22 protein-coding genes are annotated in these 25,437 nt (G+C 55.3%); all 22 read right to left on the bottom strand.

Translation table 11 applies throughout. The annotated features are described in order from the left end of the window. Positions 1 to 12: 12 nt before the first annotated feature. On the bottom strand, positions 13 to 462 hold the full coding sequence (flgC, locus tag DYE26_RS03580; RefSeq protein ID WP_036622245.1) for a flagellar basal body rod protein FlgC: 450 nt from the start codon (positions 460 to 462) through the stop codon (positions 13 to 15). Positions 463 to 467: 5 nt separating this feature from the next. After that, positions 468 to 875 (bottom strand): flagellar basal body rod protein FlgB, encoded by a 408-nt coding sequence (gene flgB, locus DYE26_RS03575; protein ID WP_036622243.1) that lies wholly within the window; start codon positions 873 to 875, stop codon positions 468 to 470. A gap of 432 nt (positions 876 to 1,307) precedes the next feature. Next, entirely contained in the window at positions 1,308 to 2,711 is a 1,404-nt protein-coding gene (gene hslU / locus DYE26_RS03570; RefSeq protein WP_036622242.1) for an ATP-dependent protease ATPase subunit HslU, read from the bottom strand. Positions 2,712 to 2,751: 40 nt separating this feature from the next. Beyond that, entirely contained in the window at positions 2,752 to 3,294 is a 543-nt protein-coding gene (hslV, locus tag DYE26_RS03565) for an ATP-dependent protease subunit HslV (RefSeq protein WP_036622240.1), read from the bottom strand. A 262-nt stretch (positions 3,295 to 3,556) separates the two neighbouring features. Continuing rightward, positions 3,557 to 4,876, bottom strand: a complete 1,320-nt coding sequence (trmFO, locus tag DYE26_RS03560) for a methylenetetrahydrofolate--tRNA-(uracil(54)-C(5))-methyltransferase (FADH(2)-oxidizing) TrmFO (RefSeq protein ID WP_036622238.1) — start codon at positions 4,874 to 4,876, stop codon at positions 3,557 to 3,559. Positions 4,877 to 4,975: 99 nt separating this feature from the next. Then, the gene (gene topA, locus DYE26_RS03555) at positions 4,976 to 7,078 is read right to left on the bottom strand and encodes a type I DNA topoisomerase (RefSeq protein ID WP_036622237.1); all 2,103 of its coding nucleotides are present in this window, start codon (positions 7,076 to 7,078) and stop codon (positions 4,976 to 4,978) included. Between the two features lie 77 nt (positions 7,079 to 7,155). After that, entirely contained in the window at positions 7,156 to 8,241 is a 1,086-nt protein-coding gene (gene dprA, locus DYE26_RS03550) for a DNA-processing protein DprA (RefSeq protein WP_036622236.1), read from the bottom strand. 294 nt (positions 8,242 to 8,535) lie between these two features. Continuing rightward, on the bottom strand, positions 8,536 to 9,465 hold the full coding sequence (sucD, locus tag DYE26_RS03545) for a succinate--CoA ligase subunit alpha (protein WP_036622235.1): 930 nt from the start codon (positions 9,463 to 9,465) through the stop codon (positions 8,536 to 8,538). Positions 9,466 to 9,498: 33 nt separating this feature from the next. Further along, complete coding sequence (gene sucC, locus DYE26_RS03540) at positions 9,499 to 10,659, bottom strand: ADP-forming succinate--CoA ligase subunit beta (RefSeq protein ID WP_036622233.1); 1,161 nt, start codon at positions 10,657 to 10,659, stop codon at positions 9,499 to 9,501. A 628-nt stretch (positions 10,660 to 11,287) separates the two neighbouring features. Further along, complete coding sequence (locus tag DYE26_RS03535) at positions 11,288 to 12,202, bottom strand: transposase (protein WP_115311172.1); 915 nt, start codon at positions 12,200 to 12,202, stop codon at positions 11,288 to 11,290. 573 nt (positions 12,203 to 12,775) lie between these two features. Further along, complete coding sequence (locus tag DYE26_RS03530; RefSeq protein ID WP_036622229.1) at positions 12,776 to 13,738, bottom strand: ABC transporter ATP-binding protein; 963 nt, start codon at positions 13,736 to 13,738, stop codon at positions 12,776 to 12,778. Next, a complete protein-coding gene (locus tag DYE26_RS03525; protein ID WP_036622228.1) occupies positions 13,735 to 14,712 on the bottom strand; it encodes an ABC transporter ATP-binding protein in 978 nt (325 codons plus the stop codon). Before DYE26_RS03525 ends, DYE26_RS03530 begins: the two co-directional genes overlap by 4 nt. A 78-nt stretch (positions 14,713 to 14,790) precedes the next feature. Then, positions 14,791 to 16,062 carry a M20 family metallopeptidase gene (locus tag DYE26_RS03520; protein ID WP_036622226.1) on the bottom strand — a complete coding sequence of 424 codons (1,272 nt, stop codon included), beginning with the start codon at positions 16,060 to 16,062 and terminating at the stop codon, positions 14,791 to 14,793. 29 nt (positions 16,063 to 16,091) lie between these two features. Continuing rightward, positions 16,092 to 17,696 (bottom strand): ABC transporter substrate-binding protein, encoded by a 1,605-nt coding sequence (locus DYE26_RS03515; protein ID WP_155621577.1) that lies wholly within the window; start codon positions 17,694 to 17,696, stop codon positions 16,092 to 16,094. Positions 17,697 to 17,747: 51 nt separating this feature from the next. Then, entirely contained in the window at positions 17,748 to 18,644 is an 897-nt protein-coding gene (locus DYE26_RS03510; RefSeq protein ID WP_036622223.1) for an ABC transporter permease, read from the bottom strand. A 40-nt stretch (positions 18,645 to 18,684) separates the two neighbouring features. Beyond that, positions 18,685 to 19,695, bottom strand: coding sequence for an ABC transporter permease (locus DYE26_RS03505; protein ID WP_172531692.1), 1,011 nt, complete (start codon positions 19,693 to 19,695; stop codon positions 18,685 to 18,687). Between the two features lie 204 nt (positions 19,696 to 19,899). Next, positions 19,900 to 21,444: a PucR family transcriptional regulator gene (locus DYE26_RS03500; protein WP_036622222.1), complete on the bottom strand. Its 1,545-nt coding sequence runs from the start codon at positions 21,442 to 21,444 to the stop codon at positions 19,900 to 19,902. A 359-nt stretch (positions 21,445 to 21,803) separates the two neighbouring features. Continuing rightward, on the bottom strand, positions 21,804 to 21,959 hold the full coding sequence (locus DYE26_RS33270) for a hypothetical protein (RefSeq protein WP_155621576.1): 156 nt from the start codon (positions 21,957 to 21,959) through the stop codon (positions 21,804 to 21,806). 107 nt (positions 21,960 to 22,066) lie between these two features. Then, the gene (locus DYE26_RS03495) at positions 22,067 to 22,729 is read right to left on the bottom strand and encodes an aspartate/glutamate racemase family protein (protein WP_036622219.1); all 663 of its coding nucleotides are present in this window, start codon (positions 22,727 to 22,729) and stop codon (positions 22,067 to 22,069) included. Positions 22,730 to 22,766: 37 nt separating this feature from the next. Next, complete coding sequence (locus tag DYE26_RS03490; RefSeq protein WP_036622218.1) at positions 22,767 to 23,711, bottom strand: aminopeptidase; 945 nt, start codon at positions 23,709 to 23,711, stop codon at positions 22,767 to 22,769. Positions 23,712 to 23,764: 53 nt separating this feature from the next. Next, positions 23,765 to 24,463 (bottom strand): AroM family protein, encoded by a 699-nt coding sequence (locus DYE26_RS03485; protein WP_036622217.1) that lies wholly within the window; start codon positions 24,461 to 24,463, stop codon positions 23,765 to 23,767. After that, on the bottom strand, positions 24,460 to 25,410 hold the full coding sequence (locus DYE26_RS03480; protein ID WP_036622216.1) for a DUF1177 domain-containing protein: 951 nt from the start codon (positions 25,408 to 25,410) through the stop codon (positions 24,460 to 24,462). Before DYE26_RS03480 ends, DYE26_RS03485 begins: the two co-directional genes overlap by 4 nt. Positions 25,411 to 25,437: the final 27 nt, after the last annotated feature.

Below are 25,437 nucleotides of genomic sequence, written 5' to 3'. Positions count from 1 at the left end.
CTTGCCTTATGTTTATTTGCCGATTTGCAGCGCTTTGGTGATCATTGCCTTACTGGCGTTCAGCACCGTTACGTTGGCCTCATAGGACCGGGTAGCCGAAATCATGTCCACCATTTCTTTCAAAATGTCCACGTTCGGCATGTACACGTACCCTTCGCTGTCCGCATCGGGATGCGTCGGATTGTACACCGGCTTAAAAGGAGCGGGGTCTTCCTGAATCTTCGTGATTTTAACCCCTTGGCCGTCGAAGCCGCCCTCCAGAGCGGAACTCAACGCGCTGCCAAAGTCAGCTTCCTTGGGAGCCATGACGACGGTTTTTCTGCGGTAAGGAACCGCTTGGCCGTTCTCGATTCTGGCTCTTGTCGTCTCGGCGTTGGCAATGTTCGAGGAAATGACGTCCATCCGGAGACGCTGCGCAGTTAGTGCGGAAGAACTAATACTGAAACTGTTGCTGATCGTCATTTAGGTTATCTCCCTTCTATAGCCGTGCGTTTCATTTTGATCATGTAACTCAGCTGTTCGATGTAAGAATTGTACCGAAGCTGATTTTCGGCGAGTTGGGCCATCTCGCTGTCGATGTCCACGTTGTTCTGGTTGTTGTTCATGATCGTGCTCTCATCCGTTAGGACTTTCGGTTCCGGAATGCCCGTCGACGGCCCTATAACGAAATGCCTGGAATCGGTTCTTTTGCCCTGCAAGGCGGGCATGTCGCCGTTCAATTCGGCCTGCAGCATGCTTTCAAAAGAAACGCTTGAACGCTTATAGTAGGGGGTGTCTTCATTTGCGATATTATTGGCAATAACCCCCTGCCGAAGATTGGCGGCCTGCAATGCGGTCTCCAGTCTGTTAAATCCCAACCCATTCAACAATTGCACCTTATTTCCCCCCCTTAAGTCTTATTGAGTAGTTAATTTTCATAATTCAACAAACAACTAATAAATCCTCTTTTTTTCGACAAATTTTTGCTAATTATTGTCTTTCTCGCTGTCTTTCTTATGTCCTAGTTACAGAAAATTTTCCATGATGTCATATATCCTAAGTTTCATGGAGATTCGACATTATTACAATAAGAAAAAAGCCCTATCTTTAGGACATAATTAGTTATCATTTTCATTAATTGAAGTTTTTTCTATAAAACACCCAAGATTCGACAATTTTCAATCAAACCAAAATTTATCAATTTTGTCGGAATAACAAAAAAACCGCCCCTATTTTCATAGGCAGGCGGCCTTTCTTGAAGAATTTGTGAAAAGAGTGTCAGGTCCTGGGTAAAAAAGCCGATTTGCACAAAAAAATCGTCGAAATGCTTACAAAATAAACTGGCTCAAATCACGATCCTGGGCAATTTCTCCTAATTTTTCCCTTACGTATTCCGGAGTGATCACCATTTTTTCCAACGTTAGCTCCGGGGCCTCAAAGGATAAGTCCTCCAGCAATTTTTCCAGAATAGTGTGCAGTCTTCTTGCCCCGATATTTTCGGTGTTGGCATTTACGGACGCGGCGATTCTGGCGATTTCCCGAATGGCTTCGTCGGAAAACTCGATCTCCAGGTTTTCGGTGCGCAGCAGTTCAATGTACTGTTTGGTGAGCGCGTTTTGCGGCTCCGTCAAAATCGAAACAAAATCGTCCAGCGACAAACTGCTAAGCTCAACGCGGATCGGAAACCGCCCCTGCAATTCGGGAATCAAATCCGACGGTTTGGCGATATGGAATGCCCCTGCGGCGATAAACAAAATATAGTCGGTTTTGATCGGGCCGTATTTCGTCATAACCGTCGAACCTTCAACGATCGGCAAAATATCGCGCTGCACGCCTTCGCGGGAAACGTCCGGTCCGGAGCCTTGCCCCCGGCTGGCCACTTTATCGATTTCATCGATAAAAATGATCCCGCTTTGCTCCGCTCTCGTGATCGCCTCTTGGATAAGATCATCATGGTCGATCAGCTTGGAGGCTTCTTCCTGCGTCAGCACTTTACGCGCTTCTTTTACGGTCAATTTTCTTTTTTTTGTGCGTTTCGGCAAAAGGTTTCCGAACATTTCCTGCATGTTGATCCCGAGCTGGTCATTGCCTTGTCCGGCAAACATGTCCATCATCGTAGGCGTATTGTCCTCCACCTCGACTTCGACAATATCGTTTTCCAGTTGGCCGGCAAGCAGCTTGAAGCGGACCTGGCGGCGGCGTTCGGCCAGGCTGGTGTCCTCCTCGTCTTGCTCCTGGCTCGGAACGCTGCCCTGGTTTCCGCCACCAAACAGCATTTCGAACGGATTTCGCCCGCTCTTGGCCTTGTTTTCGGAAGGAACCAGTATATGGACGAGCCGTTCGTTGGCAAGCTCTTCCGCCTTGTCTTTGACCTTTTCGGTACGCTCCAGCTTTACGGTGCGTATGGCCGTTTCAACGAGATCCCGGACCATGGATTCAACATCCCTGCCGACATAACCAACCTCGGTAAATTTGGTAGCCTCCACTTTCACAAAAGGCGCTCCTACCAGCTTGGCGAGACGGCGGGCGATTTCCGTTTTACCAACCCCTGTCGGGCCGATCATCAAAATGTTCTTCGGCACGATTTCATCCTGTACCTCTTCGTGGAGCAGGCTTCGCCGATAGCGGTTCCGCAAGGCTACGGCCACGGATTTTTTCGCTTGTTTTTGGCCTACGATATATTTGTCCAGCTCTGCGACGATTTGTCTTGGCGTTAAATTTTTCTCGCTCACGATACGTCCCTCCTGAGAAAATAGTGTGGCCTAGGCCGCTTTAAAGCTCTTCCACGATAATGTTGCTGTTCGTATACACGCAAATTTCCGAGGCGATCTGCAGGGACTCCCGTACGATGTCTTTGGCCTCCATTGCGCCGGCATGCCGTTTGAGCGCCCGGGCCGCCGAAAGCGCAAAGTTGCCGCCAGAGCCAATGGCCAACACGTCGTCATCAGGCTCGATGATTTCTCCTCCCCCGGAAATGAGCAGCATTCCCGAATGGTCCATCACGATCATCAGCGCCTCCAGCTTGCGCAGCACCCGATCCTGACGCCAATCTTTGGCCAGCTCGACGGCAGCCCTTTGCAAATTGCCGTGGTGTTCTTCCAGCTTGCCTTCAAATTTCTCAAACAACGTTATCGCGTCAGCAACCGAGCCCGCAAACCCGGCGAGCACTTGCCCGCGGTATAAGCGGCGGACTTTTTTGGCGGTCTGCTTCATTACAACGTTCTCTCCAAAAGTAACCTGTCCGTCGCCCGCAATCGCCCCCTTGCCGTTATGACGAACGGCGCAGATCGTTGTAGCGTGAAAAGTCGGAATCATGTGTATCGCCTTCCTTTCTTCTTATCTCAACCCTCCCAAACCCTCCCTTACCGTAAGGGAGGGCTCCAAGGGCCTGCTGCCCTTTGGATACCCGCAAAGGGGACTAACGTAGGAGGGAGTGAGGCGCTCCTTAGGCGCTCTCCCTTCGGGATTCGCTTGACTACGAGCTGCAACTGGCGCTTTTTTTAACGCTAGTTCTATGTTATGACTTAATGAGCTTGCTGGATTCCCTTTTGTCACGTAGAGTGCAAAAAAACGGTGGTTAGCCCAACCGTTCTTCTGTCATAAAGTTTCTCAAGCTTTGCAGCGCACGCTGGGCGAGCGCTTCGTTTTTTTCGGCTTTTTTGCGGTAGCGGGTATCCAGCTTCGGGAACAGGCCGAAATTGGCGTTCATCGGCTGGAAATGCTCGAAGTCCGCGGTCGTGATGTAACGGGCCATGCTGCCGAGCGTCGTGTCCGCGGGAAAGACGATGCCTTCGGCGCCGGAGGCGGCGCGCGCGGCGTTGATGCCGGCGATCAGGCCGGAGGCGGCGGACTCGACGTAGCCTTCGACGCCGGTCATCTGGCCGGCAAAAAAGAGCGTAGGCCTCGCCTTCAGCTGATACGTCGGGTCAAGCAGCTTCGGTGAATTGATGAAGGTGTTGCGGTGCATGACGCCGTAACGGACGAATTCGGCGTTTTCCAGGCCGGGGATCATCGAAAAGACGCGCTTCTGCTCGCCCCACTTCAAATGGGTCTGGAAGCCCACCAGGTTGTACAGCGTCCCCGCCGCGTTATCCTGGCGAAGCTGCACAACGGCATAAGGGAGCGTGCCGGTATGCGGGTTGACGAGGCCCACGGGCTTCATCGGCCCGAACAGCGCGGTCTGCTTGCCGCGCCGCATCATGACTTCGATCGGCATGCAGCCTTCGAAATACACTTCTTTCTCGAATTCTTTGAGTTGGGCCACTTCGGCGGAAATCAGCGCTTCGTAGAAAGCGTCGAACTCCTCCTCCGTCATCGGACAGTTGAGATAAGCGGCTTCGCCTTTATCGTAACGGGAGGCGAGATACACTTTGCCCATATCGATCGAGTCTTTCTCCACGATCGGGGCGGCGGCGTCATAGAAATAAAAGTAGTCCTCGCCGGTCAGCCGCTTGATCTGTTCCGACAGTGCGGGAGACGTAAGCGGACCCGTGGCAATCACGACGATCCCCTCCTGCGGAAGCTCCCGGATCTCCTCGTTCACCACTTCGATCAGGGGATGCTCGCGCAGCGTGCGCGTAATTTCTCCGGAGAAGCCGTCGCGGTCCACCGCCAGCGCCCCGCCCGCCGGAACCGCATTGCGGTCGGCGGCGCCGAGCACGAGCGAATTCAGCAGCCGCATCTCTTCCTTGAGCACGCCGACGGCGTTGGTTAAACCGTTGGCCCGCAGCGAGTTGCTGCATACGAGCTCGGCGAATTTATCCGTGTGGTGAGCCGGGGTTTTTACGACCGGGCGCATTTCGTAGAGCACGACGGGGACGCCGCGGCTCGCGATTTGCCAAGCCGCTTCGCTGCCCGCCAGCCCCGCACCGATAACCGTTACTTTATTGTTGTTCATAAGAGTAAAATCCCCCCAAGTCTCCTGCTGGGTATCTTAGATGATTTCCCGCTTCAAATATGGATTTGTACGGTAGTGGTTCTAACGGGAGGCCGCGGTTTATTCGTCGGCCCCGTCGTCGTTTTCCTCGATGGCCTCCACGTAATCGCAGGAAGTGCACTGCAGCTTGCCGCCCTGCTTGTTCCGCTTTTCCACAAGCAGCGAGCCGCATTTCGGGCAGGGCTTGGGCGACGGCTTATCCCAGGATACGAAATCGCACTCCGGATAACGATCGCAGCCGTAAAAAATCCGCCCTTTCTTGCTGCGCCGTTCTACCACATGGCCTTCCTTGCATTTCGGGCAAGTAACGCCGATATCCTTGACGATCGGCTTCGTGTTCCGGCAATCCGGGAACCCCGAGCAAGCGAGAAACTTGCCGAACCGCCCCAGCTTATACACCATCGGTTTGCCGCATTTTTCGCAAAGCTCATCGGAAACCTCGTCTTCGATCTCGATTTCCTTCATTTCTTCCTCGGCCACGCTAAGCCGCTTCTCAAACGATTCGTAGAACTCGCTGAGCACCCGGACCCAATCCTCGGCGCCCTCTTCCACATGGTCAAGATCTTCCTCCATATGGGCCGTAAACTCCACATCGAGGATTTCCGGGAAAAATTGCTCCATTTGCTCGATGACCAGCTCGCCCAGCTCGGTCGGCACAAACTTCTTCTCCTCAATCGCGACGTATCCGCGTTTTTGAATCGTCTCCAGGGTCGGCGCATAGGTGCTTGGGCGTCCAATGCCCAGTTCCTCCAGCGTTTTGACGAGGCGGGCCTCCGTATACCGTGGTGGCGGCTGGGTGAAGTGCTGCTTCGGCTCGATCTCTTCCGTGATCAGCTTATCCCCTTGTGCCAGCGGCGGCAAAAACTTGTCATCGTCGTTGGCGCTTCCGTCGTCGTTGCCCTCCACATATACCTTCATAAATCCCGGAAAGCGGATTTTCGACCCGACGGCGCGGAACGTTGCTTCGCCGGCAGCGATATCGACGGACAGCGTATCCAGTACGGCCGAAGACATTTGGCTGGCCATAAAGCGGTCCCAAATCAGCTTATACAGCCGATACTGGTCCCGGCTGGTGAATTCCTTGACCGATTCGGGGTCGCGCATTGCCGACGTCGGGCGGATCGCTTCGTGGGCATCCTGAGCGCCGGCCGCCTTCTTCGAATACTGGCGCGGCGATTCGGGAACGTAGTCTTTGCCGTACTTGCCCAGGATATATTCCTTCGCTTCCTCCTGCGCCGACGCGGCAATCCGGGTCGAGTCGGTACGCATGTAGGTAATGAGGCCGACGGTGCCTTCTTTCCCGAGGTCAACGCCCTCATACAGCTGTTGGGCGACGGACATCGTTTTGGCGGCGCGGAAATTCAGCTTGCGGGCCGCTTCCTGCTGCAGGGAGCTTGTCGTAAACGGAGCGGCGGGATGGCGCAGACGTTCCTTCTCCTTGACTTCGGCAACGCTGAATTTAGCTTTTTCGATGGATTGTAAAATCTCCTTAACCTGCTGCTCGCTCTTCAGCTCAAGCTTTTCGCCGCGGAGTTGATGAAACTTCGCTTCAAACGAAGACTCTCCGGTTTTTAGCCTCGCCGTAATGCTCCAGTATTCTTCGGGCACAAACGCGGAAATTTCGTTTTCCCGGTCCAAAATGATCTTGACGGCAACCGACTGAACACGGCCGGCCGACAAACCCTTTTTGACCTTTTTCCACAGCAGCGGGCTGATCTTGTAACCGACGAGCCGGTCCAGAATGCGTCTGGCCTGCTGCGCGTTTACCAAATCCATATTGATTTTGCGCGGGCTTTTAAACGCATCCTTCACGGCCTGCTTCGTAATCTCATTAAATACGACGCGGCACGTTTCTTTTTCATCCACGTCCAAAACATGGGCCAAATGCCAGGCTATCGCTTCTCCTTCGCGATCAGGGTCGGCTGCCAGATAGATTTTTTTGACCTTTTTACTGGCATCCTTCAATTCTTTTAATACGGAACCCTTCCCACGGATCGTAATATACTTCGGACTGAAGTCGTTCTCAACTTCAACCCCAATTTGGCTTTTGGGTAAATCGCGAACATGGCCCATTGAGGCTTTCACGATGTATTTGCTGCCTAGGTATTTGCCAATCGTTTTCGCCTTGGCAGGCGATTCCACGATGACGAGTGAATCCGCCACAGGTTCGTCCTCCTCTCAAACATACAAACTTCCATCTGATATAGTCATATATTCAGCCACTCTCGGTTAGGAATGGACTATATTAGTTGATATACGGAGCCAGGGAGCTGGACCACCGTTTTTTTCATGATTAAAGATAACAGAACTGAATGTAAAAGTCCAAAATCCCATTCGGTTTTTACAAGCAATTCGTCAAAACTGGCGTTTCCCTGCTCCAACATATGGTATATGCGCCGCTCCTCATCTGTCAACTTGTTTGCGTTTTTCCCGGTTTGGACAGGCATTTTGGGCACGGGAAGGATAGCCCCATATTCCTCCCAAATATCCTGGGCATCGGTCACGATTTTCGCCCCCTGCTTTAGCAGCGCCAGCGTACCGCGGCTTTTGGGCGAGGTGATCGGACCGGGCACGGCAAATACGTCCCGGTTCGCTTCCAGCGCCCAATCCGCCGTAATAAGCGAACCGCTGCGGGCGTCCGCTTCCACGACCACCGTGCCGCGGCTGATCCCGGCGATGATCCGGTTGCGCCGTGGAAACATGCCGGGATGGCCCGGCGTGCCGATCGGGTATTCGGAGACGATCAGCCCCTGTTCCGCAATGCTGCGGTACAGAGAGGCGTTTTCCGGCGGATAGGCGACATCAATGGCCGTACCCAGCACGGCGATTGTCGAGCCGCCCGCCCGGAGCGCCGCCTCGTGGCTGATCCCGTCAATCCCGCGGGCCAAACCGCTGACGACCGTAATGCCGTGGGCACACAGCTCCTCCGCCAGCTGAACGGCAACCTTGCGTCCATACGCGGTAGGCAGACGCGTTCCTACGACGGCTACCGACAGCGTGGAGAGCAAGCGGGGCTCGCCCAGCGTGTACAACACCCAAGGCGGGCGGGCGGTCTCCTTCATTAATAAGGGATACTCCTCATCAAACCGGGTGATCGCTTGAATCCTTTTGCGCCTCATCAGCTCCAACCGGGACTCGATCCAGTTCAAGGTGAAAAGCTCGGACATTTGCATGGCCAGTTCGGAACCGAGCCCCCGCTCCATCCAGTCCGCGGAGGTGAAGTCCGGCGCCTCCCCCCAATCGGGCCGGGACAGAATGCCCCGAATTCTTTTCCAGCCAAGTCCGGGGCTTTCGTGCAGCCCCACCAGAATCCATTTTTTCTCCATCGCCATTCCTCCATTCAGATGTATGCCAGTACAACAAAAAAAGCAACCTTCCCGCCGCAATGGGCCATAAGAAGGTTGCTTACCTTTCAAAGGTAGTTCAAAAAGTCAACTTTTGATCACGAAGCAAGACAAGAAGCGGATTCGACGTCGAATCTTGAATTCAGCCGGGCCTTCCGGTGCTCACGTACCCAAAACGTACGCTCCGCTCCTCAGTCCCTAGCTTCATCCAACCTTCTCGGTGCTGAAAAGCCGACTTTTTGAACTCGCACTTTAGCATATTATACCAAATAAAAATCAATGTGTCGTGCAGAGGTCGAGCAGACCGCGTTCTTCGAGCACGCTGACGAGCGTAGCGCCCATTTCCGAAGGCGTCGGCGCAACTTTGATGCCGCAGGCCTCAAGCTTGGCGATTTTTTCCTTCGCCGTGCCTTTCCCGCCGGAAATGATCGCGCCGGCATGACCCATCCGTTTTCCCGGAGGCGCCGTAACCCCGCCGATGAAACCGACGACAGGTTTCGTCATGTTTTCCTTGATCCATTCGGCCGCTTCCTCTTCCGCCGTGCCGCCGATTTCCCCGATCATGATAACGGCATGCGTATTCTCGTCTTCATTAAACCGGCGTAAAATATCGATAAACTCCGATCCCTTTACCGGGTCGCCGCCGATGCCGACGGCCGAGGATTGCCCGATGCCGCGGGTCGTAAGCTGATGCACGGCTTCGTACGTCAGCGTACCGCTGCGGGAGACGACGCCGACATGACCGGGAAGATGAATGTATCCCGGCATAATGCCGATTTTACATTCCCCCGGTGTGATTACGCCAGGGCAGTTCGGACCGATCAGCACGGTCTTTTTTCCTTCCATATAACGTTTGACTTTAACCATATCGAGCACCGGAATCCCTTCCGTAATGCAGATGACGAGCTCCATTTCCGCTTCTACGGCTTCGAGAATGGAATCGGCCGCCGCCGCCGGCGGCACGTAAATCACGCTGGCGGTCGCACCGGTAGCGGCTTTCGCTTCCTTCACCGTGTTGAAAACGGGCAGGCTGACCGTGCTCCCGTTTTCCAGGGCAATGTCAACCTGGCTTCCCCCTTTGCCCGGCGAAGTCCCCCCCACCATTTGGGTGCCGTAATCCAGGGCGCCTTTGGCGTGAAACAGGGCGGTTTTGCCTGTAATCCCCTGGGTGATGACCTTTGTATTTTTATCGACCAAAATACTCATATTTCGAGCCTCCCCTTCATGGATAGGTAAAACTTAGGATACAAGCGAAACGATCTTTTGCGCGCCGTCAGCCATGGAGTCTGCGGATACGATCGCCAGCCCCGAATCGGCCAAAATCTGTTTTCCAAGAGCTACGTTCGTGCCTTCCAGCCGTACGACGAGCGGACGGTCCAGACCGACCTGCTTTGCCGCTTCAACAATGCCGGAAGCAATGACGTCGCATTTCATGATGCCGCCAAAAATATTGACGAAAATACCCTTCACCTTGGCGTCGGACAAAATGATTTTAAACGCCTCCGTGACTTTCTCGGCCGTCGCACCGCCCCCTACATCCAGGAAGTTGGCCGGGTCGCCGCCATAATATTTAATGATGTCCATCGTTGCCATCGCCAGGCCGGCCCCGTTAACCATGCAGCCGATGTTCCCATCGAGGGCGATATAACTAAGGTCGAATTTGGAGGCTTCGATCTCCTTTTCGTTCTCTTCTTCCAAATCGCGCAGCTCCAAAATGTCCTTGTGACGGAACAAAGCGTTCGAATCAAAATTCAGCTTGGCGTCGAGTGCCAGCACATTGCCGTCACCGGTCACAACCAACGGGTTGATTTCCGCAATGGAGCAATCTTTGTCAATAAACGCATTGTACAAAGCCAGCATAAACTGCGCGGCTTTTCCGACAAGCTCGCTTGGAATGTTAATCGCAAAAGCCAAACGGCGCGCCTGAAACGGCGTAAGTCCGACTGCCGGATCGATCACTTCTTTAAAAATTTTCTCCGGCGTAGCCGCGGCCACTTCTTCGATTTCCGTGCCGCCTTCCTCGGAAGCCATCATCGTAACGCGTCCCGTGCCGCGGTCGACGACAACGCCGACATAGTATTCCTTCTTGATATCGCAGCCCTGCTCGATCAGGAGTCGCTTAACCTCCTTGCCTTCAGGTCCCGTCTGATGCGTGACCAGCACTTTGCCGAGAAGCTCCTGCGCATAGCTTTTGACTTCGTCCAAATTTTTCGCGACTTTGACGCCGCCGGCTTTTCCCCGGCCCCCGGCGTGGATCTGCGCTTTGACAACGACTACAGGAGTCCCCAGCGCTTTCGCCGCTTCAACGGCTTCATCGACCGTAAATGCCACCCGTCCTTCAGGAACGGCAACGCCGTACTGCTTCAGGACTTCTTTTCCTTGATATTCATGGATATTCATGCGTAAAAATCCTCCTATCAACAGGCGGTATTAGAGGTTAAAAAGCCCTCATCATGGAAACATCAGCTGAAACCCAGATTATTGTACCACTTTTTTAAAACGCTTTCCTTAAAAAGTTCATCATTTATACACAACTTTTTTATATCGTTTTCATCTCAAGTTGAGATGAATCATTACTAGACACATTTCATCATTTTTAACTGTCTATCCGATAAAAAAGCTGATTTTTGTCGGAACACACATCTCGCATCGAGATGAATCTCGACTTTTTTTTAACAACAACCCGAACGTTGTCACTATTGTTTCAATGTGAGAAATATGCTTGCAATTCCGGGGCTGTATTCATGCTTTTGGCATGGGTCTGAGGACAGGGGAGTGGAGGGGGGTGAGGCAGATCGACACTCGATGTCCGGAGACTTTGCATGATTATCCCGTTTGATCAGGTAGCAGAGAAACAGACAAGCTCGGGAGAAAAAAATATTAGTGAAGAAGCAGATAGGTTCGAGATAATTTAGACGGGCTTAGGAGAAGGAATCAGGTTTAGGGTAGGTAAAACAGACCGGACAGGAGATCAAGGACCCATTAAGTTGATCTGCATCAAGCTCCCCCCACCGTTCCAGCGTCTCGATCAGGCCGCAGCCGCAAGGGACTGGTTCGGTTGGCGCGCGATCAGCCGGCGGTATGGGATCGCCGGAATCGCCACACACATGCGCAGCAACTTCTGCCGCATCGTTTCTTCCGCTCCGGGCAGTCCTCCTTGCAGGCGCAGCCGACGGCGTACGGTGTACTCGTTCAGGTACGCCTGCAGATGCTTCAGTCCCAGGGCTCCATACGTACTCTTCAGCGATTCCCATGCCTCTCTCACCACTTTCCGCAAGGGCGCATACAGCCGAAAGGCCTGAGGGAACAACTGTACCGCCGATGTACGGACATCCACATGCCCATTGATGAACGCGGTTAGATCGTGACGGTTTGCCCTTTTTTCGCCTCCCCGCTTATGCGGTACCAGGCGGATTTTGACCTGTTCCGGCTCGCCCGACTCCGTGACCGTGCAGCCGGCCACGACCGCCGAGGCGTACGGATGCGAAAGCTGACACCGGGACGGATTACGCCCATACTGATCGCTGTTCACCTTCACGTCTCCGGAGAGCAGCTCCCGGGCATCGAACTCCCCCACGGCATGGCGTATTTTGTGCAGCATCGACCAGGCTGTTTTGTAGGCGACCCGGATCACCTTGCTCAGCCGCAGCGCCGAGATGCCGCCCTCAAGCAGGAATAAATCCAGGGCCTGAAACCACTTCACCAGAGGGAGATGCGTTCCTTCAAAAATCGTGCCGACCAAAGGCGATGTTTGATGCTTGCACTTTCCGCACTCGAACAAAGGGATATGCCGGGAGGTCAGATAGCTGCACCGGGTGTGAGCGCAGCGCGGGCAGACAAAGCCGTTTGGCCACTTCATCGCGATTAGCGCTTCCATGCAGTCCTGCTCGCTGTTAAAACGGCTGCTGAATGATTGAAGTTCCGTTCCCGCATTGACTTCCATATCCGCTCGCCCCCGAATCAAGAATATACGTACATATATTCCATTTATTTCATTATAGCAAACATACGTTCTCTTATCAAGCCGTAAATCTCACCTGAACCACCTCATTTTTTCCTCAGCTTTTTTGTTTTTTCTTCTCTCTTTTTTGGAACCTTTGCTCTAGCCCTCCCCCTGCTCCCTGCTCCTGAACGAAGGGAATAATCGTGCTAAGGCAGCAGCAGGCAGGGACACCAAGACACGAACGCTTTAGACAGTCCCTTTAGACGGCCCCTCGCCTGGCGGCAATTTGTGACACGGCTCGAAACGGCTACGGAGCAAAAGGTAGGTACGCTGACCCCGCCGGATCGTGACGCCTCTGCATCGTTGACGCTTCCTCCGGCCAATGGATTGCTGCTTTACCCAGCTACATCAAGGCGTGTCTGCCGATTTTTTGCTGCGAAAGTTGAGTTATAAGTCTTTAATCTAAAAAAACCGCCGGTACAAAAAACCGGCGGTTCAAACATTTAAGCAACATCCTACAGGCGTATGCCTATTCCGCTTCTCTACTATTGTATATGTTCATCTCCGAATCAGTTACACAAGATGGCAAGCGGCCTGCCGGCCGGAAGACACATCCCTTAACGCGGGGGGCTCCTTGCGGCAGAGATCGGTCGCTAGCGGGCAGCGCGTATGGAATGCGCAGCCGCTCGGCGGATGCTCCGGATTCGGAACATCGCCGGTAAGAACGATTCTTTCCGGACGCTGCTCCGGGTTCGGCACGGGCACGGCGGACATTAGCGCCTTGGTATACGGGTGCAGCGGGGCCGCAAACAGCTCCGCCGTCGGCGCCAGCTCGACTACTTTACCCAAATACATCACCGCGACACGGTCGCTGATAAACTTCACCACGGACAGGTCGTGGGATATGAACAGATAGGTCAAACCAAACCGGTCCTGCAAGTCCTGCATCAGATTCAGCACCTGCGCCTGAATCGACACGTCCAGCGCGGATACCGGCTCGTCGCAGACGATAAACTTCGGGTTCAGCGCCAGGGCCCGGGCGATGCCGATCCGCTGCCGCTGGCCGCCGGAAAACTCGTGCGGGTAACGGTCAGCGTGATAAGGCGACAGCCCGACGACCCCCATCAGTTCGGCCACCCGGTCCTTCAGCTCGCTGGCGCTGCCGGGACTGTGCGTGCGGAGCGGCTCCTCCAGCGTTTGCCGCACGGTCCAGCGCGGATCCAACGAAGCGTAAGGATCCTGGAACACCATCTGCATCTGCGTGCGCATCTGCCGCAACTGCTCCGGGTTCAGCGCCCGCACGTCGGTGCCGTCAAACCGGATTTCGCCGTCCGTCGGCTCGATCAGGCGCAAAATCGCCCGCCCCGTCGTCGATTTGCCGCAGCCGGACTCGCCGACAACGGCGAGCGTTTCCCCCCGCTGCACCGACATCGTGACTCCGTCGACCGCTTTCACCGAGCCGACTTGCTTGGACAGCAGTCCTTTGCGGATCGGGTAATGCTTTTTCAAGTTCCGCACTTCAAGCAGGGTACTCATAAGCTAGCCTCCTGTTCAAGCAGACACCGGCACAGATGGCCTGGAGCGACTTCCTTAAGCTCCGGCTCCGCCTGTTGGCAGCGTTCCTCACGCATCGGACAGCGGGGCGCGAAGCGGCAGCCCGAAGGCATTTCCAGCGGGCTCGGAACCTGCCCCGGAATCGACTTCAGCCGGTCGGCGTCCCCCGCCAGCTGCGGCAGCGAAGCCAGCAGGCCGCGGGTATAAGGATGCCTCGGCTCCCGGAACAGCGTCTTGACGTCCGTCTCTTCCACGACCTGCCCGGCATACATAATGACGACGCGATCGCACATTTCCGCCACGACCCCAAGGTCGTGGGTGATCATCATGATCGATGTTCCTTCTTTGCTCTGCAAATCGCGCATCAAATCGAGGATCTGCGCCTGAATCGTCACGTCGAGGGCTGTGGTCGGCTCATCCGCGATCAGCAGGCTCGGGTTGCACACCATCGCCATGGCGATCATCACCCGCTGCCGCATGCCGCCGGACAACTGGTGCGGATATTGGTCGAATATTTTTTCGGGACGGGGAATCCCGACTTTGGCCAGCATCTCCACCACCCGCCTACGCGCTTCCTGTTTGCCGATTTTCAAATGATAGCGCGCGGCTTCGGATACTTGCTTGCCGACTTTGAATACCGGATTCAGGGACGTCATCGGCTCCTGGAAAATCATCGCAATGCGATTGCCGCGAATTTGGCGCATTTCCCTGCGCGAAGCGGTCAGCAGGTTTTTGCCCTCGAAGCGGATTTCCCCCGCCGCGACGCGGCCTACCCGCTTCGGTAGGAGCTGCATGATCGACAGCGAGGTGATGCTCTTCCCGCATCCCGATTCGCCGACGATCCCGAGCGTTTCCCCTTTGCGCACCGTAAAGCTGACGCCATCCACCGCCTTGATGACGCCTCCCGGCGTCGTAAACTCCGTGCGGAGGCCGGAGATCTCCAGCAAATTGGCCATCCTGGTCCCCTCCTTTGCCAAAAAACTTCAATGATAACTCTTCAAGTTCGCCGTCCTGCTATTTCACGTTATTTCCTGCTATTCCTCATCGACTCCCAAATATTTCAGGGCCGTGAGCGCGTACACTTTCGCGCATTGGATGATTTGCCAAACCGGGGCCTTCTCATTGAAATTGTGGATCGTGGACAGCTCTGCCGGACCGTACTGCAGCACCGGGATTTGATGGGTGCGGAAATAGCGGGCGTCGCTGGAAGCCCATTGCAATACGCCGTAAGCCTCCTCGCCGCTGACCTCGGAAATGCTGTCCACCAGATGGCGGACGACCGGCTCCTCCGGCGGCGTCCAGTTGGCGTTGCCTTGAAAACCAAACGGTTTAATTTCCGTTTCGATCCCCGCGCCAAGGAGCAGCGAATGAGCCCGTTCCATCACCTCGCGGTAATCCACGCCAAACGGCACGCGGGAGTCGACCTGCACGGTGCAGCGGTCGGCTACAACATTGACCTTGGTGCCGCCTTGAATCGTTCCGATATTGACCGTAACATGATCAAAAACTTGATAAGCCAGGCCCTGACCTTCCCGCTCTTTCGCGTACTCCTTGGAAATCTCGATGATTTCCTTCACTTCGTCCGGTATTTTAGGCTCGATATCCCACAGCCGCTGCAGCGCCTCGATGCCTTTGGCCGCTTTGACGATCGCGCTCTCGCCGACGATCGGCGACAGGCTGCCGTGGCCCGGCGTCCCTTCCACGGTGAACTCGAACCAGCAGCTTCCTTTCTGTCCGATCGTCGGATTCAGCGGCCCCGAAGGCTCGGCGATCACCGCCGCGGTGCCTGCGATCAAGCCGCGTTCCAAAACCCACGGCACGCCGAGATGGCCGCCCGTTTCTTCGTCCGGGACAATGAGCAGCGACAGATCGCCTTGCAGCGGCACGCCCAGCTTGGCCAGCAGCGCGGTGGCAAAAATAAGGCCGGCCAGTCCGCCTTTCATGTCCGAAGCGCCGCGCCCCAGCATGTAGCCGTCGCGAATTTCCCCGCTGAACGGATCGAAGTCCCAACGATCCAGATCTCCTGCGGGCACCACATCGGTATGCCCGCAAAAGATCAATTTTTTCCGGCCGTTGCTCGAAGCCGGTTTGTATTTCGACACCAGGTTCAGCATCTGTTCCGTCGCCGCGTGAATGTCCGTCGATATTCCCGCCCGGTGCAAGTAGTCAATGATAAAAGCGCTGATTTCACGCGAGTCGCCGGGCGGATTTTCCGTCGGAAACTGGATCAGTTTCGAGCAAAGCTCAAGCAGCTCGTCCTGCCGCGCGTCGATTTCCTCCAGCACTTTCGTTTTCCAGTCTGTCACAAGGCGTCACTCCTTTTTCTCCGTATAAATCAGTTCTTCGACAACGGATAGAAGCGAATGACTTCATCCGGGTAATACACATAGCCGCTCACTTTGCTGTTCATGCCCACGATGCGGTTGTATTCGTATAAGTAGAGCCATGGCGATTCAGTCGTAATGATTTCCTGCGCTTTAGCGTACAGTTCGTTGCGTTTGTCCAGGTCCGGCTCCAGGTTGGCCTGCTCCCACAACTTGTCCACTTCGGCATTGCTGTAGTTATGGTAGTTGGACGATCCTTTGCTGTACATCAGAAAACCGAGGTGATAGGAAGGATCGTTGACGAAAGACGTCCATTTCGAAATGTAGGCGGTCAGGTTTTTCTGTTTTTGCATTTCCAGAAATTGCGCGCGCGCCACTTTGTTGATGTTCATCGTTACGCCGATTTTAGCCAGTTCCGCTTGAATGAGCACCGCGTCGTCTTCCCAGTCCTGGAAGCCCGAGCCCAGCGTCAGGTCAAATGTGAATCCGTCCGGATAACCAGCCTCTGCCAAGAGTTGCTTCGCTTTTTCCAGACTGTGCTCGTAACCGTAACCTTTGTCGGTGAATCCCGGCGTATTGCTGGCCACGGAGCTTTTCATGATTTTCGCCTGGCCGTGCATAACATCATTGATCAGCTGATCGTAAGGCACCGCGTAAGCCATCGCCTGGCGCACCTTCACATTATCGAAAGGCTTGACTTTGTTGTTCAGAGCGAGGTACAAAATCCGGTTGCTGGCATTCGACTTAACGGCTAACGCGCTGTTGGCTTCCAGGCTGGCCACATCTTTCGGCGGAATTTCAATGGCCATATCGATGTCCCCTTTATCGAGCAGCATCACGCGGTTCGAAGCTTCTTTGGTGAATTTGAGCGTGACCTTGTCCAGTTTCGGAGCGCCTTGCCAGTAAGCTTTGTTGGCCGTCAGCACCGCTTCGCTGGCCGGATCCCATTTCTCCAGCAGGAACGGACCGGAACCGGCCGTGTTCGTGTTCAGAAAGTCGGCGGGTTTGCCTTCCATGGCCACGTCGTCAACGATGGAGAAATTGTATAAAGCGATGATTTGCAAAAACATATGATTTGGTTTGTTCAGCACCATTTGCACGGTGGAGTCGTCGAGCGCGGTTACCGATTTGATGTCCGCCATTCCGTACAGGAAGCTGCCGGAGTTGGAATTTTTCACACGGTCAAACGTATAAACGACCGATTTTGCGGTGAGCGGATTGCCGCTATGGAATTTGACGCCCTCCTGCAGTTTAAACGTATAGGTCAATTGATCGTCGGACACTTCCCATTCCTTGGCCAGCATCGGCTTAATATTGTCGGTGTCGGCTACATCCGCCCCGTCGACGTTTTTCACCCCGTAGGTGACAAGCTGGTCGTAAGCGGCGATAACGAACGTGTCGGACGTAAGGTCGCTGGCTTCCGCCGGATCAAGGGTCGTGCCCCCTTCGGAAAAAGCGACGGTCAACGTCCCGGAGCCGCCAGCCGCCTGGCCGGACGTTTCATTTTGCCCCTTGGAATTTCCTTCGGCTGCCGGAGGATTGGCTTTCGGAGCACATCCGGCCAACACTACGCACAGCGATACCAGCGCCAGAAAATATTTCATGCCTGTCTTCATCACTCGATCTCCCCTTTTGTTTTATTTTTATATGGTCAAGAAAATAAACCCCTATTTACCGGACCGCAAGCGCGGGTCCAAAATATCGCGGAATCCGTCGCCCAGCAGGTTGAAACCGAGAATCGCCGTGGCGATGGCCAAACCGGGGAAAGTGACAAGCCACCATTCGCCCGAAATGATATATTCCCGGCCCTCCGAAATCATGGCCCCCCATTCGGCGATCGGCGGTTTCACCCCGAGGCCGAGGAAGCTTAAGCTGGCCGCGGTCAAGATCGCAAACCCCATGCCCAACGTCGCCTGAACCAAAAGCGGAGCAAGGGCGTTCGGGAGAATATGCTTGAACAAAATGACGCGATCCTTGACCCCGATCGACCGGCTGGCTTCCACGAACTCTTTTTCACGCAGGGAAACGGTTTGTCCGTACATCAGCCTGGCGAATTCGGGAATCCCGACGATTCCGACCGCGATCATGGCGCTGGATAAACCGGCCCCCATGGAAGCCGCGATCGCCATGGACAGAACGAGCGATGGAAAAGAAAGCAGCACGTCCATCACGCGCATAATGATCGTTTCGGTTTTCCCCCTGTAATAAGCGGCGATGCCGCCCAAAGGAACACCGATCGCAAAGGAGATTCCCACCGCGATCAAGCCCGTCCAAATGCTGATTCGCGCCCCGTAAAGAACGCGGCTGAAAATATCTCTCCCGAAGTTGTCCGTACCCAGCCAGTGGGCGGCGTTCGGCGGCTGCAATTTGGCGGCGGTATCCGGTACGTAAGGATCGTACGGAGCGACCCACGGCGCAATGATCGCGGCGATCGTCCACAAGAGGATAAACGTCAAACCGATGGTCGCCAGCCGGTTGCGCAGCAGCAGCCGCAGGAACGTAGCTTTGCGTGCTTTGGCCGGCTGAACCGGAGATTCCGCCGTCATCGTCGACCCGGCAGACATGGCATTTCCCCCTTTCTCTAATCTAGTGAGCTTCGTTGGCCTATTCGTAGCGAATACGCGGATCCAGGAGGCCATACAGCAAGTCCACCAGCAAATTAATCAAGCAGTACAACACGGCGCTGACCAGCGTAAAAGCTTGAATCGGCGCGTAATCCGCCGCTAGAATGGAATCGGTGATATAACCGCCCACCCCCGGCCAGGAAAAGATCGTTTCCGTAATGACCGCGCCGCCCAGCAGATAACCGAACTGCAGTCCAAGCACCGTAAGCGTCGGAATCAGCGCGTTGATTAGCGCGTGCTTTCCGATCACGACCGCTTCGCCGAGGCCCTTGGCCCGCGCCGTACGGACGAAATCCTGGCCGATGGTCTCAAGCATGCTGGAGCGCGTCATCCGGGCCACGATCGCCATCGTGCCGGTGCTAAGGCAGATGGCCGGCAAAATCAGATGGACAATGCTGCTCTTTAAAGCAACAAAGTCCGCGGACAGCAAACTGTCCAAAACGTACAAACCGGTAATGTCCGTCGGCGGATTCAGATCGCCGCTGATTCTCCCCATCGGCGCCGGCGCCCAGCCGAGCTTGGAGTAGAACACGTAAATCAAAATCAGTCCGAGCCAAAAAATCGGCATGCACGCGCCCACCAGCGAAAATACGCGCGATATGTGGTCGATGATCGATTCTTTGCGGGTTGCGGCAACGATGCCTACCGGGATGGCCACGATCACGGCGATCAAGATACTCGCCAGCGTAAGCTCCACCGTGGCCGGGAATCGCGAAGCAAAATCGCTTGCCACCGTATGCCCGGTGTGGTACGCAAAGCCCAAATCCCCGCGCAGCAATTGCCCCAGGTAGTCGAAAAATTGGGCAAACAGAGGCTTGTTCAACCCCATGTCGTGCCTGATTTTCTCGATGACCTCCGGAGGCGCCTGTTCGCCGGCCACCATCACCGCCGGATCGCCCGGCAGCACGCGGGACAGGATAAACGTAATCAGCACGATGCCGATCAGCGCCGGGATCATCTGTCCGAGTCTCCGGATCGTATAAGTGAACAACCTCTCACCCCCTCTCTCTCACCTTCAGTTCAGTCCATGTCAGGTTAGGTGTCCTGCGAAAAAGGTTTTACTGAATTGTGCTCATTCTACATAGTTTCCGAGCGGCTCACTACGTCCCCTCCAACTAAAAAATGCCCGCCCCGTTTGTATCCTTAGGACGAATATGTCTTTAAAAGTTAGAATATATAACACTGCAAATGGAAGTTATAGGTCGGCGGGTGCGTTATCATGCAAATAAAAATAGATTAAACACAAATGGCAGACGAGCTGTTCCCGCGCATCGCTTAGATCAAATCCCGTGATGTCCTTGATCCTCTCCATCCGGTATTTCACGGAATTGCGGTGAATGTACAGCCGGCTTGCGGTTTCGATCAAGCTTCCGCGCGTCTCCAAATAGCAAAGGAAGGTGCGCATTAAATCTCCGTTATGCTCTTCGTCATAGCGGCGCAAAGCGCCCAGTTTCCGCTCAAACAGCTGGCTGAAATCGGTCTTTTGCATCGCCTCTCCCAGCAAATGATAGATCTCCACCTCTTCGTAGCGGATGATCGGCGTTTCCCGGGGCATACGGCGGGCGACGGCCATCGCTTTGCGCGCTTCGGTATAGCTATCGTAAATCTCCCACAAATATTTTTTGCCTCCAACCCCAACCAGGCTGCCCGTTGCCCCCAACGCCTTATCGCCAATCCACTCGTGCAAAGTGTCCGCCCATGGCTTCGGCAGGTTGCGCAAATCCTCGGCTCTTTTCACGTCCAAACTGGGCAGGAACAGGACGGCGCGGTTCGAGCGAAACTCGACATGCGGGCTGACCCGCCGCAGTCTGGCTTCCTCCCCAAGCCGTTTCAGCAGCGCTTCCTCAGCGGGAGCCTGATCCCCTTCGATCACGGCGACTTCCCACAGATGTTCCACATGCATGCCGAGCTTGCGGCCCCGCTGCTCCACTTCATGCCGGGAAGGAACGGGCGGGGTAAGCAATTCATCGATGAAATTTCCGCGCAGCCGGTGCTCCGTATCCGCGACGATTTTCCCGCGCATGATTTCCAGCGCCAGCACAATCCGGGCTTGTTCAATACAGACCTTTTCCATTTCATCCAGCCTGTCCTTCGCTACAAGCAGCTTGGCCACCTGGCGGCGGTCCACCGTGATCCCCCATTGCAAAGGCGAATCCGCCTCTCCCCAGTACAGATCCGCCGGCGAAGACACAATCGTTTTTCCTTCCGTGTCCACCACCTTGACGGGAGCGCGCAGCAAGCCGGACACGCTGTCGCTGACGGCCTGAATCCCGCTGTTCTCCAGCACCATGGCGGTGAGCGTGCGGTATACTTCTTCGGAACGGCGAAGCAAAGCGGCCTGACGGTCCAAAATCAGCTCCATGATCGGCCGGGTGATGTCCGTATACGGAATTTCCGCCGGTATTTCAATGATCGGCAGCTCGATTTCGTTGCTGACATCCAAGGTCTGCTGCGGAATCCCCTGCAAAAAACGGGTCGGCTTGATCGCCAGCGCCGCTCCGCCGGAAGCGTGCAAAATCCGGACAAGCTCGGTCAACTGCAGCGGTTCGTTGCGGATCGCGTACGCCGTAGTCAAAATAAGCACGCCTTCCTTAACCCATCCCTTAAGTTCGGGCACCTCCATAATATCGATGAACTGGATGACGCGATCCAAGCCTTTGTACCCGCTAAGCACTTTGGCCTGCCGCAAGATCGGAAGATTAAGCACTTCCTTGACGGTGGTTCCTGTATTTTTTTCCACATCTTCGCCCCCCTTGTGCCGGCACAGAAAATAATATTTCATGCTAGTTTACCAGAAGACGGCTTTTAAAAAAATCAAAATGGCAAAAAATGTCGAAAAAATAAGCGTCCAACTTGTACCATCAGCACAATCGAACGCTTGTTATGAATTATAAGACGCGTTATTTACTTTCAGAAGGCCCGCAGGGTTATAGGATCGATCATATGGAGGATGTTCATGTTACTGTGCGTAACGTGCATGTCCGGCGACAGCAGTGGCAATTTACAACCAGGATGCCAGACTGAGGTGGTTGAGGTAAGCGGCTAAAGCGGCTCTATAGCATTCGTGTCTCGGTGTCTCCTGCATACTGCTTTGCACGATTATTCCTTTCGTTCAGGGGAAAGGGTTGCAGGTTCTTTCTCATAAATCTGTCTAATGATCTCGAACTTGTCTGCTTCTCCCAACCATATCTTCTTCCCCTGAATTGATCTTCTTCTCCTGAGTTGATCTTCTTCCCCTGAATTGATCTTCTTCACCTGAATTGATCTTCTTCCCTGCTTCCTGATCAAATGGGATAATCGTGCAAAAGCGCCCGGATAGGGGATGTTGATCTTCCGGCCAACCCATCAGCCTTCGCTGTTCACTAGTGTTGAAAACTACTAGAACCGTTGTTGTGCCGCTCGGCCATAACGGCCGCGGCCCCCAGCGAATCAATCGGATCAAACGCAGTCAGCCCAAGCTGCGCCTTCAGTTCCGCGGCAAAGCCGATCGTCGCAAATCCGGTGCAAGCCAGCACAATGCCGGCCGCTCCCCGCCGCGCCAATCTTTGCGCCGCTTCGAAAGCCGCTTCCCGCCCCCGGTCTGTCCGCAAATCCAGGGTGGTCGTGACCCCCTCGGGGCGGTCCATTCCAACGTAAGCCTCTCCGAGAATGGAACGGATGAGCGGCGGAGTCTCCTGCAAAATGGTCAACACGCCGACGCGGGTGCTTTGGGTAAGGCTTAGGTGGGCCGCACAAGAGCCCGCCCCCAGCACCGGAACCGAAAGCGCTTGCCGGCATTCTTCCAGGGCCGGATCGGCCGCGCAGCTGATGCCGATGGCCGTGCATCCTTCATCCGCCAGCCGCTTGGCCAAGGCGACAATCTTAGGCACGGCCAGCCGCTCGGTCCGCTCGTCATAAACCCCGCTTGGCTGGTCCGGAATGCAGGCGCTCCTGACGTCAAGTCCGAATTTTTGACGGATCAGTTCCCCATGCAATTCCGCGTCCCGGCGGTCTTGCAAAGTGATGACTCGAATTATTCCCAGCATTTGAACCTGGCCTCCCCTTCGCACAACTTGACTTCATTTAGACAAGTTTTCCTTGCGACATGATCAACTGGCCGTCCAAATACACGTCCGGCTCCTTCACAACGATATCGATATGCACCCCGGCCGCGATTTGGCCGCCAAACGTGTTGTTGCTGCCAAAAGCGACGTGAATCGTGCCGAATACTTTTTCGTCCTCCAGCACAACGCCGGTAATGCGCGCTTTGTCGTTGGTGCCGATGCCAAACTCGCCAAGCCAGCGTCCGTCGCCATCGCCCAGCATTTCCAGCAGTTCCTTGGCTCCGTCGCCTTCCGCTTGGACAAGTCTTCCCTGCTCCACCGTCAACAAAAGCGGGGCGGCAAGAACGCCGTAACCGGCCACGGAACCGTCCGCCAGCAGCTGCCCCGACGCGCTCCCCTCTACCGGAGCGATATAAGCCTCGCCGGAAGGGAGATTGCCCGACTGCCCCGGTTCCACAAACATGCCCGTGCTCGGCACCCCGTCCCGGTTCTCAATCGAAAATTCCAACGCCCGGCCCGCTTTCTCAACCCGCACATGACGCGCCTGGGTCAGTCTGGCGGTTAATTGCTCGGTCAGTTCCTTGACCTGCAAATAATCGGCCGTCACCGCTCCGTTTAGAAACATATCTTCCGTAATCCCCGGCATCGTGGCTACCCTGGCCCCCGCAGCCGCCGCTCGTTTCCGCGCGTTCGTATGCGTCAGCGAGTGCTCCGTGACGCATACGACGGCCTGGGCGGCCTCCATGGCCGCGGCCACCGCCGCCGGGGGCTCTTCCCCTGACCGGGAGCGCTCTTCCATGACCATCAGCACGGATTCCGCGCCGAGTTCACGGCCGGCTTTTTGCAGCAGCTCGCCCAACGTTTGTTTGGGTCCGTCCGCCACCACCAAAAAGTTTTCCCCGGCCTTAAGCGCCAGGCATTCAGCCAGCAGCTTTTTGCTGGACTTCACAATTCTCTCGTTCATGGTCGTCACCTTTCATTGGCGCGCTTTGCGTAGGCAAAGCCGCCTTACTTCGTTCAGGCGATCACTTCGGATACCAGTTTGCTCATCAGCGAGCTGGACAAAATCGTCGGCAGCCCGGACAGCGCGGTGACCCAGTTTCTGTGCCCTTCGGTATAACCCATGCAATCCAGCAGCAAAACATCCGCCCGCCCCTTCAGTTCTTTGGCCGCAGCGGCAAAATCCTGCCAGTTTCCGGTATAAGGCGATGCCGCGGCGAAAACGGGTTTGATGCCGTATTCCGCGAATTTCGCCTGAAGGGCAGCGGCTTGCCCGGGAAGCGGACAGATCACACCAAGCCGGCGGTTCCCCGCCAGCGCCGCCACGGCAGGAGTCAGAACGCGGTCCGGCTCGATCAAATGGGCCGATGCTGCCTGCAGCCCCGGAAACACGCCCGTGCACAAAAGCAGGATATGGCGGATCCCCTGCGCTTCCAATTCGGCGATTTTGCGCTGCAGCAGGGGCAAGATTTTGTCGCGGGCCACGACTACCGCCTGGCCGTCGGCCAGCCGCGAGGTCAACATGTAACTGCTGCCTGTTGGAGACAACTCGGCTTCGATTGCCTCAAGCCCCCAGCCGTCAAGCACCCCCGCCTGCACCAGTTCGGCCCGTCCTTCAAGCTGCTTCAGCAAGAACGGGGCCACATCAGTGCGCGGGGCCTGGCCGATCGTAATCATGCCTAATTTAGGAACGAGTTCCAGGCCCGTCCGGATCATTGCCGGACCGCCGTCTCTTTCCCCATCGTTTGCAGCACTTTCATCGAACCGTAGAGTTTGGTGATGTGGGCAAACTCTTCGGCACTATAGAAACGGCAGGTCCCGCCGCCCACTTCCTTGGCCGTTTCCACCGCAAAGCGTACCGCTTGGGCGATATCTACTTCATGGCTGGCCCCCGTCCCGCAGCCGGGAACAGCCGATTGCGCCGTAATCGCAACGCCGACCACCGGGGCATCCGTCGCCACGGCAGGCTGCAGAATCGAGTTGATATGATACAAATCGTTCCCGTAAGGCGTAATGTCCTGCATCGTCACCGGAAAAGTGACCGGCAGCTGCCCTGTCGTCATTTCCATGATGCGCAGTAAATCCTCGCTGATGCGGAGAATATACCCTTCCTTCACCGTCGGGGAGATGGCGATTCCTTTATGATTGATCACGCGGTTCCCTTTCGTGGTGTCGATCGATAAAATCGCGTCCATCTCCGGCACGATTTCATGGCGGTTCATGGTGAGAATGTCGATCGGCGAATCCATGAAATCAACCGGTTCATGCGGCAAGGTTGGGGCATCGGGACAAATGTGCGTCGTCACGATCACATCTCCGGGCAGGGTATCGCCCTTCAATTGCATGTCCGCCAGCTTCAAAGCCGAAGCGATAGCCGCCACCGCGCCGTCCGCGTCGGAAACAATCCCGATCCGGCTTGGTCTTGCGCCAATTCCCCCAAGCCGCCCTACAATGCCCAACGTCGGCGCGCTGCCGCCGCTGCTTTTGCCGTTAGCGCCCGGGATCATCACTTTAATGAAATCCGTGCTCCCTTTTTCCCCTGTTACCGTTTGAACCGTAACGGAAACGCCGGGAAATGAGGCGAACAACCGCTTTACCGCTTCACCGTTTACATGAGCGCTGTCCAGCGCGTCGATGACCGTCAATGTCTGTTTCAATGCCATTATTAGTTACCTCCCAATGCTCCTGAT

The organism is Paenibacillus macerans (genome assembly GCF_900454495.1).
Taxonomy (GTDB): domain Bacteria; phylum Bacillota; class Bacilli; order Paenibacillales; family Paenibacillaceae; genus Fontibacillus; species Fontibacillus macerans.
This window is presented reverse-complemented; position numbering and strand designations above follow the sequence as displayed.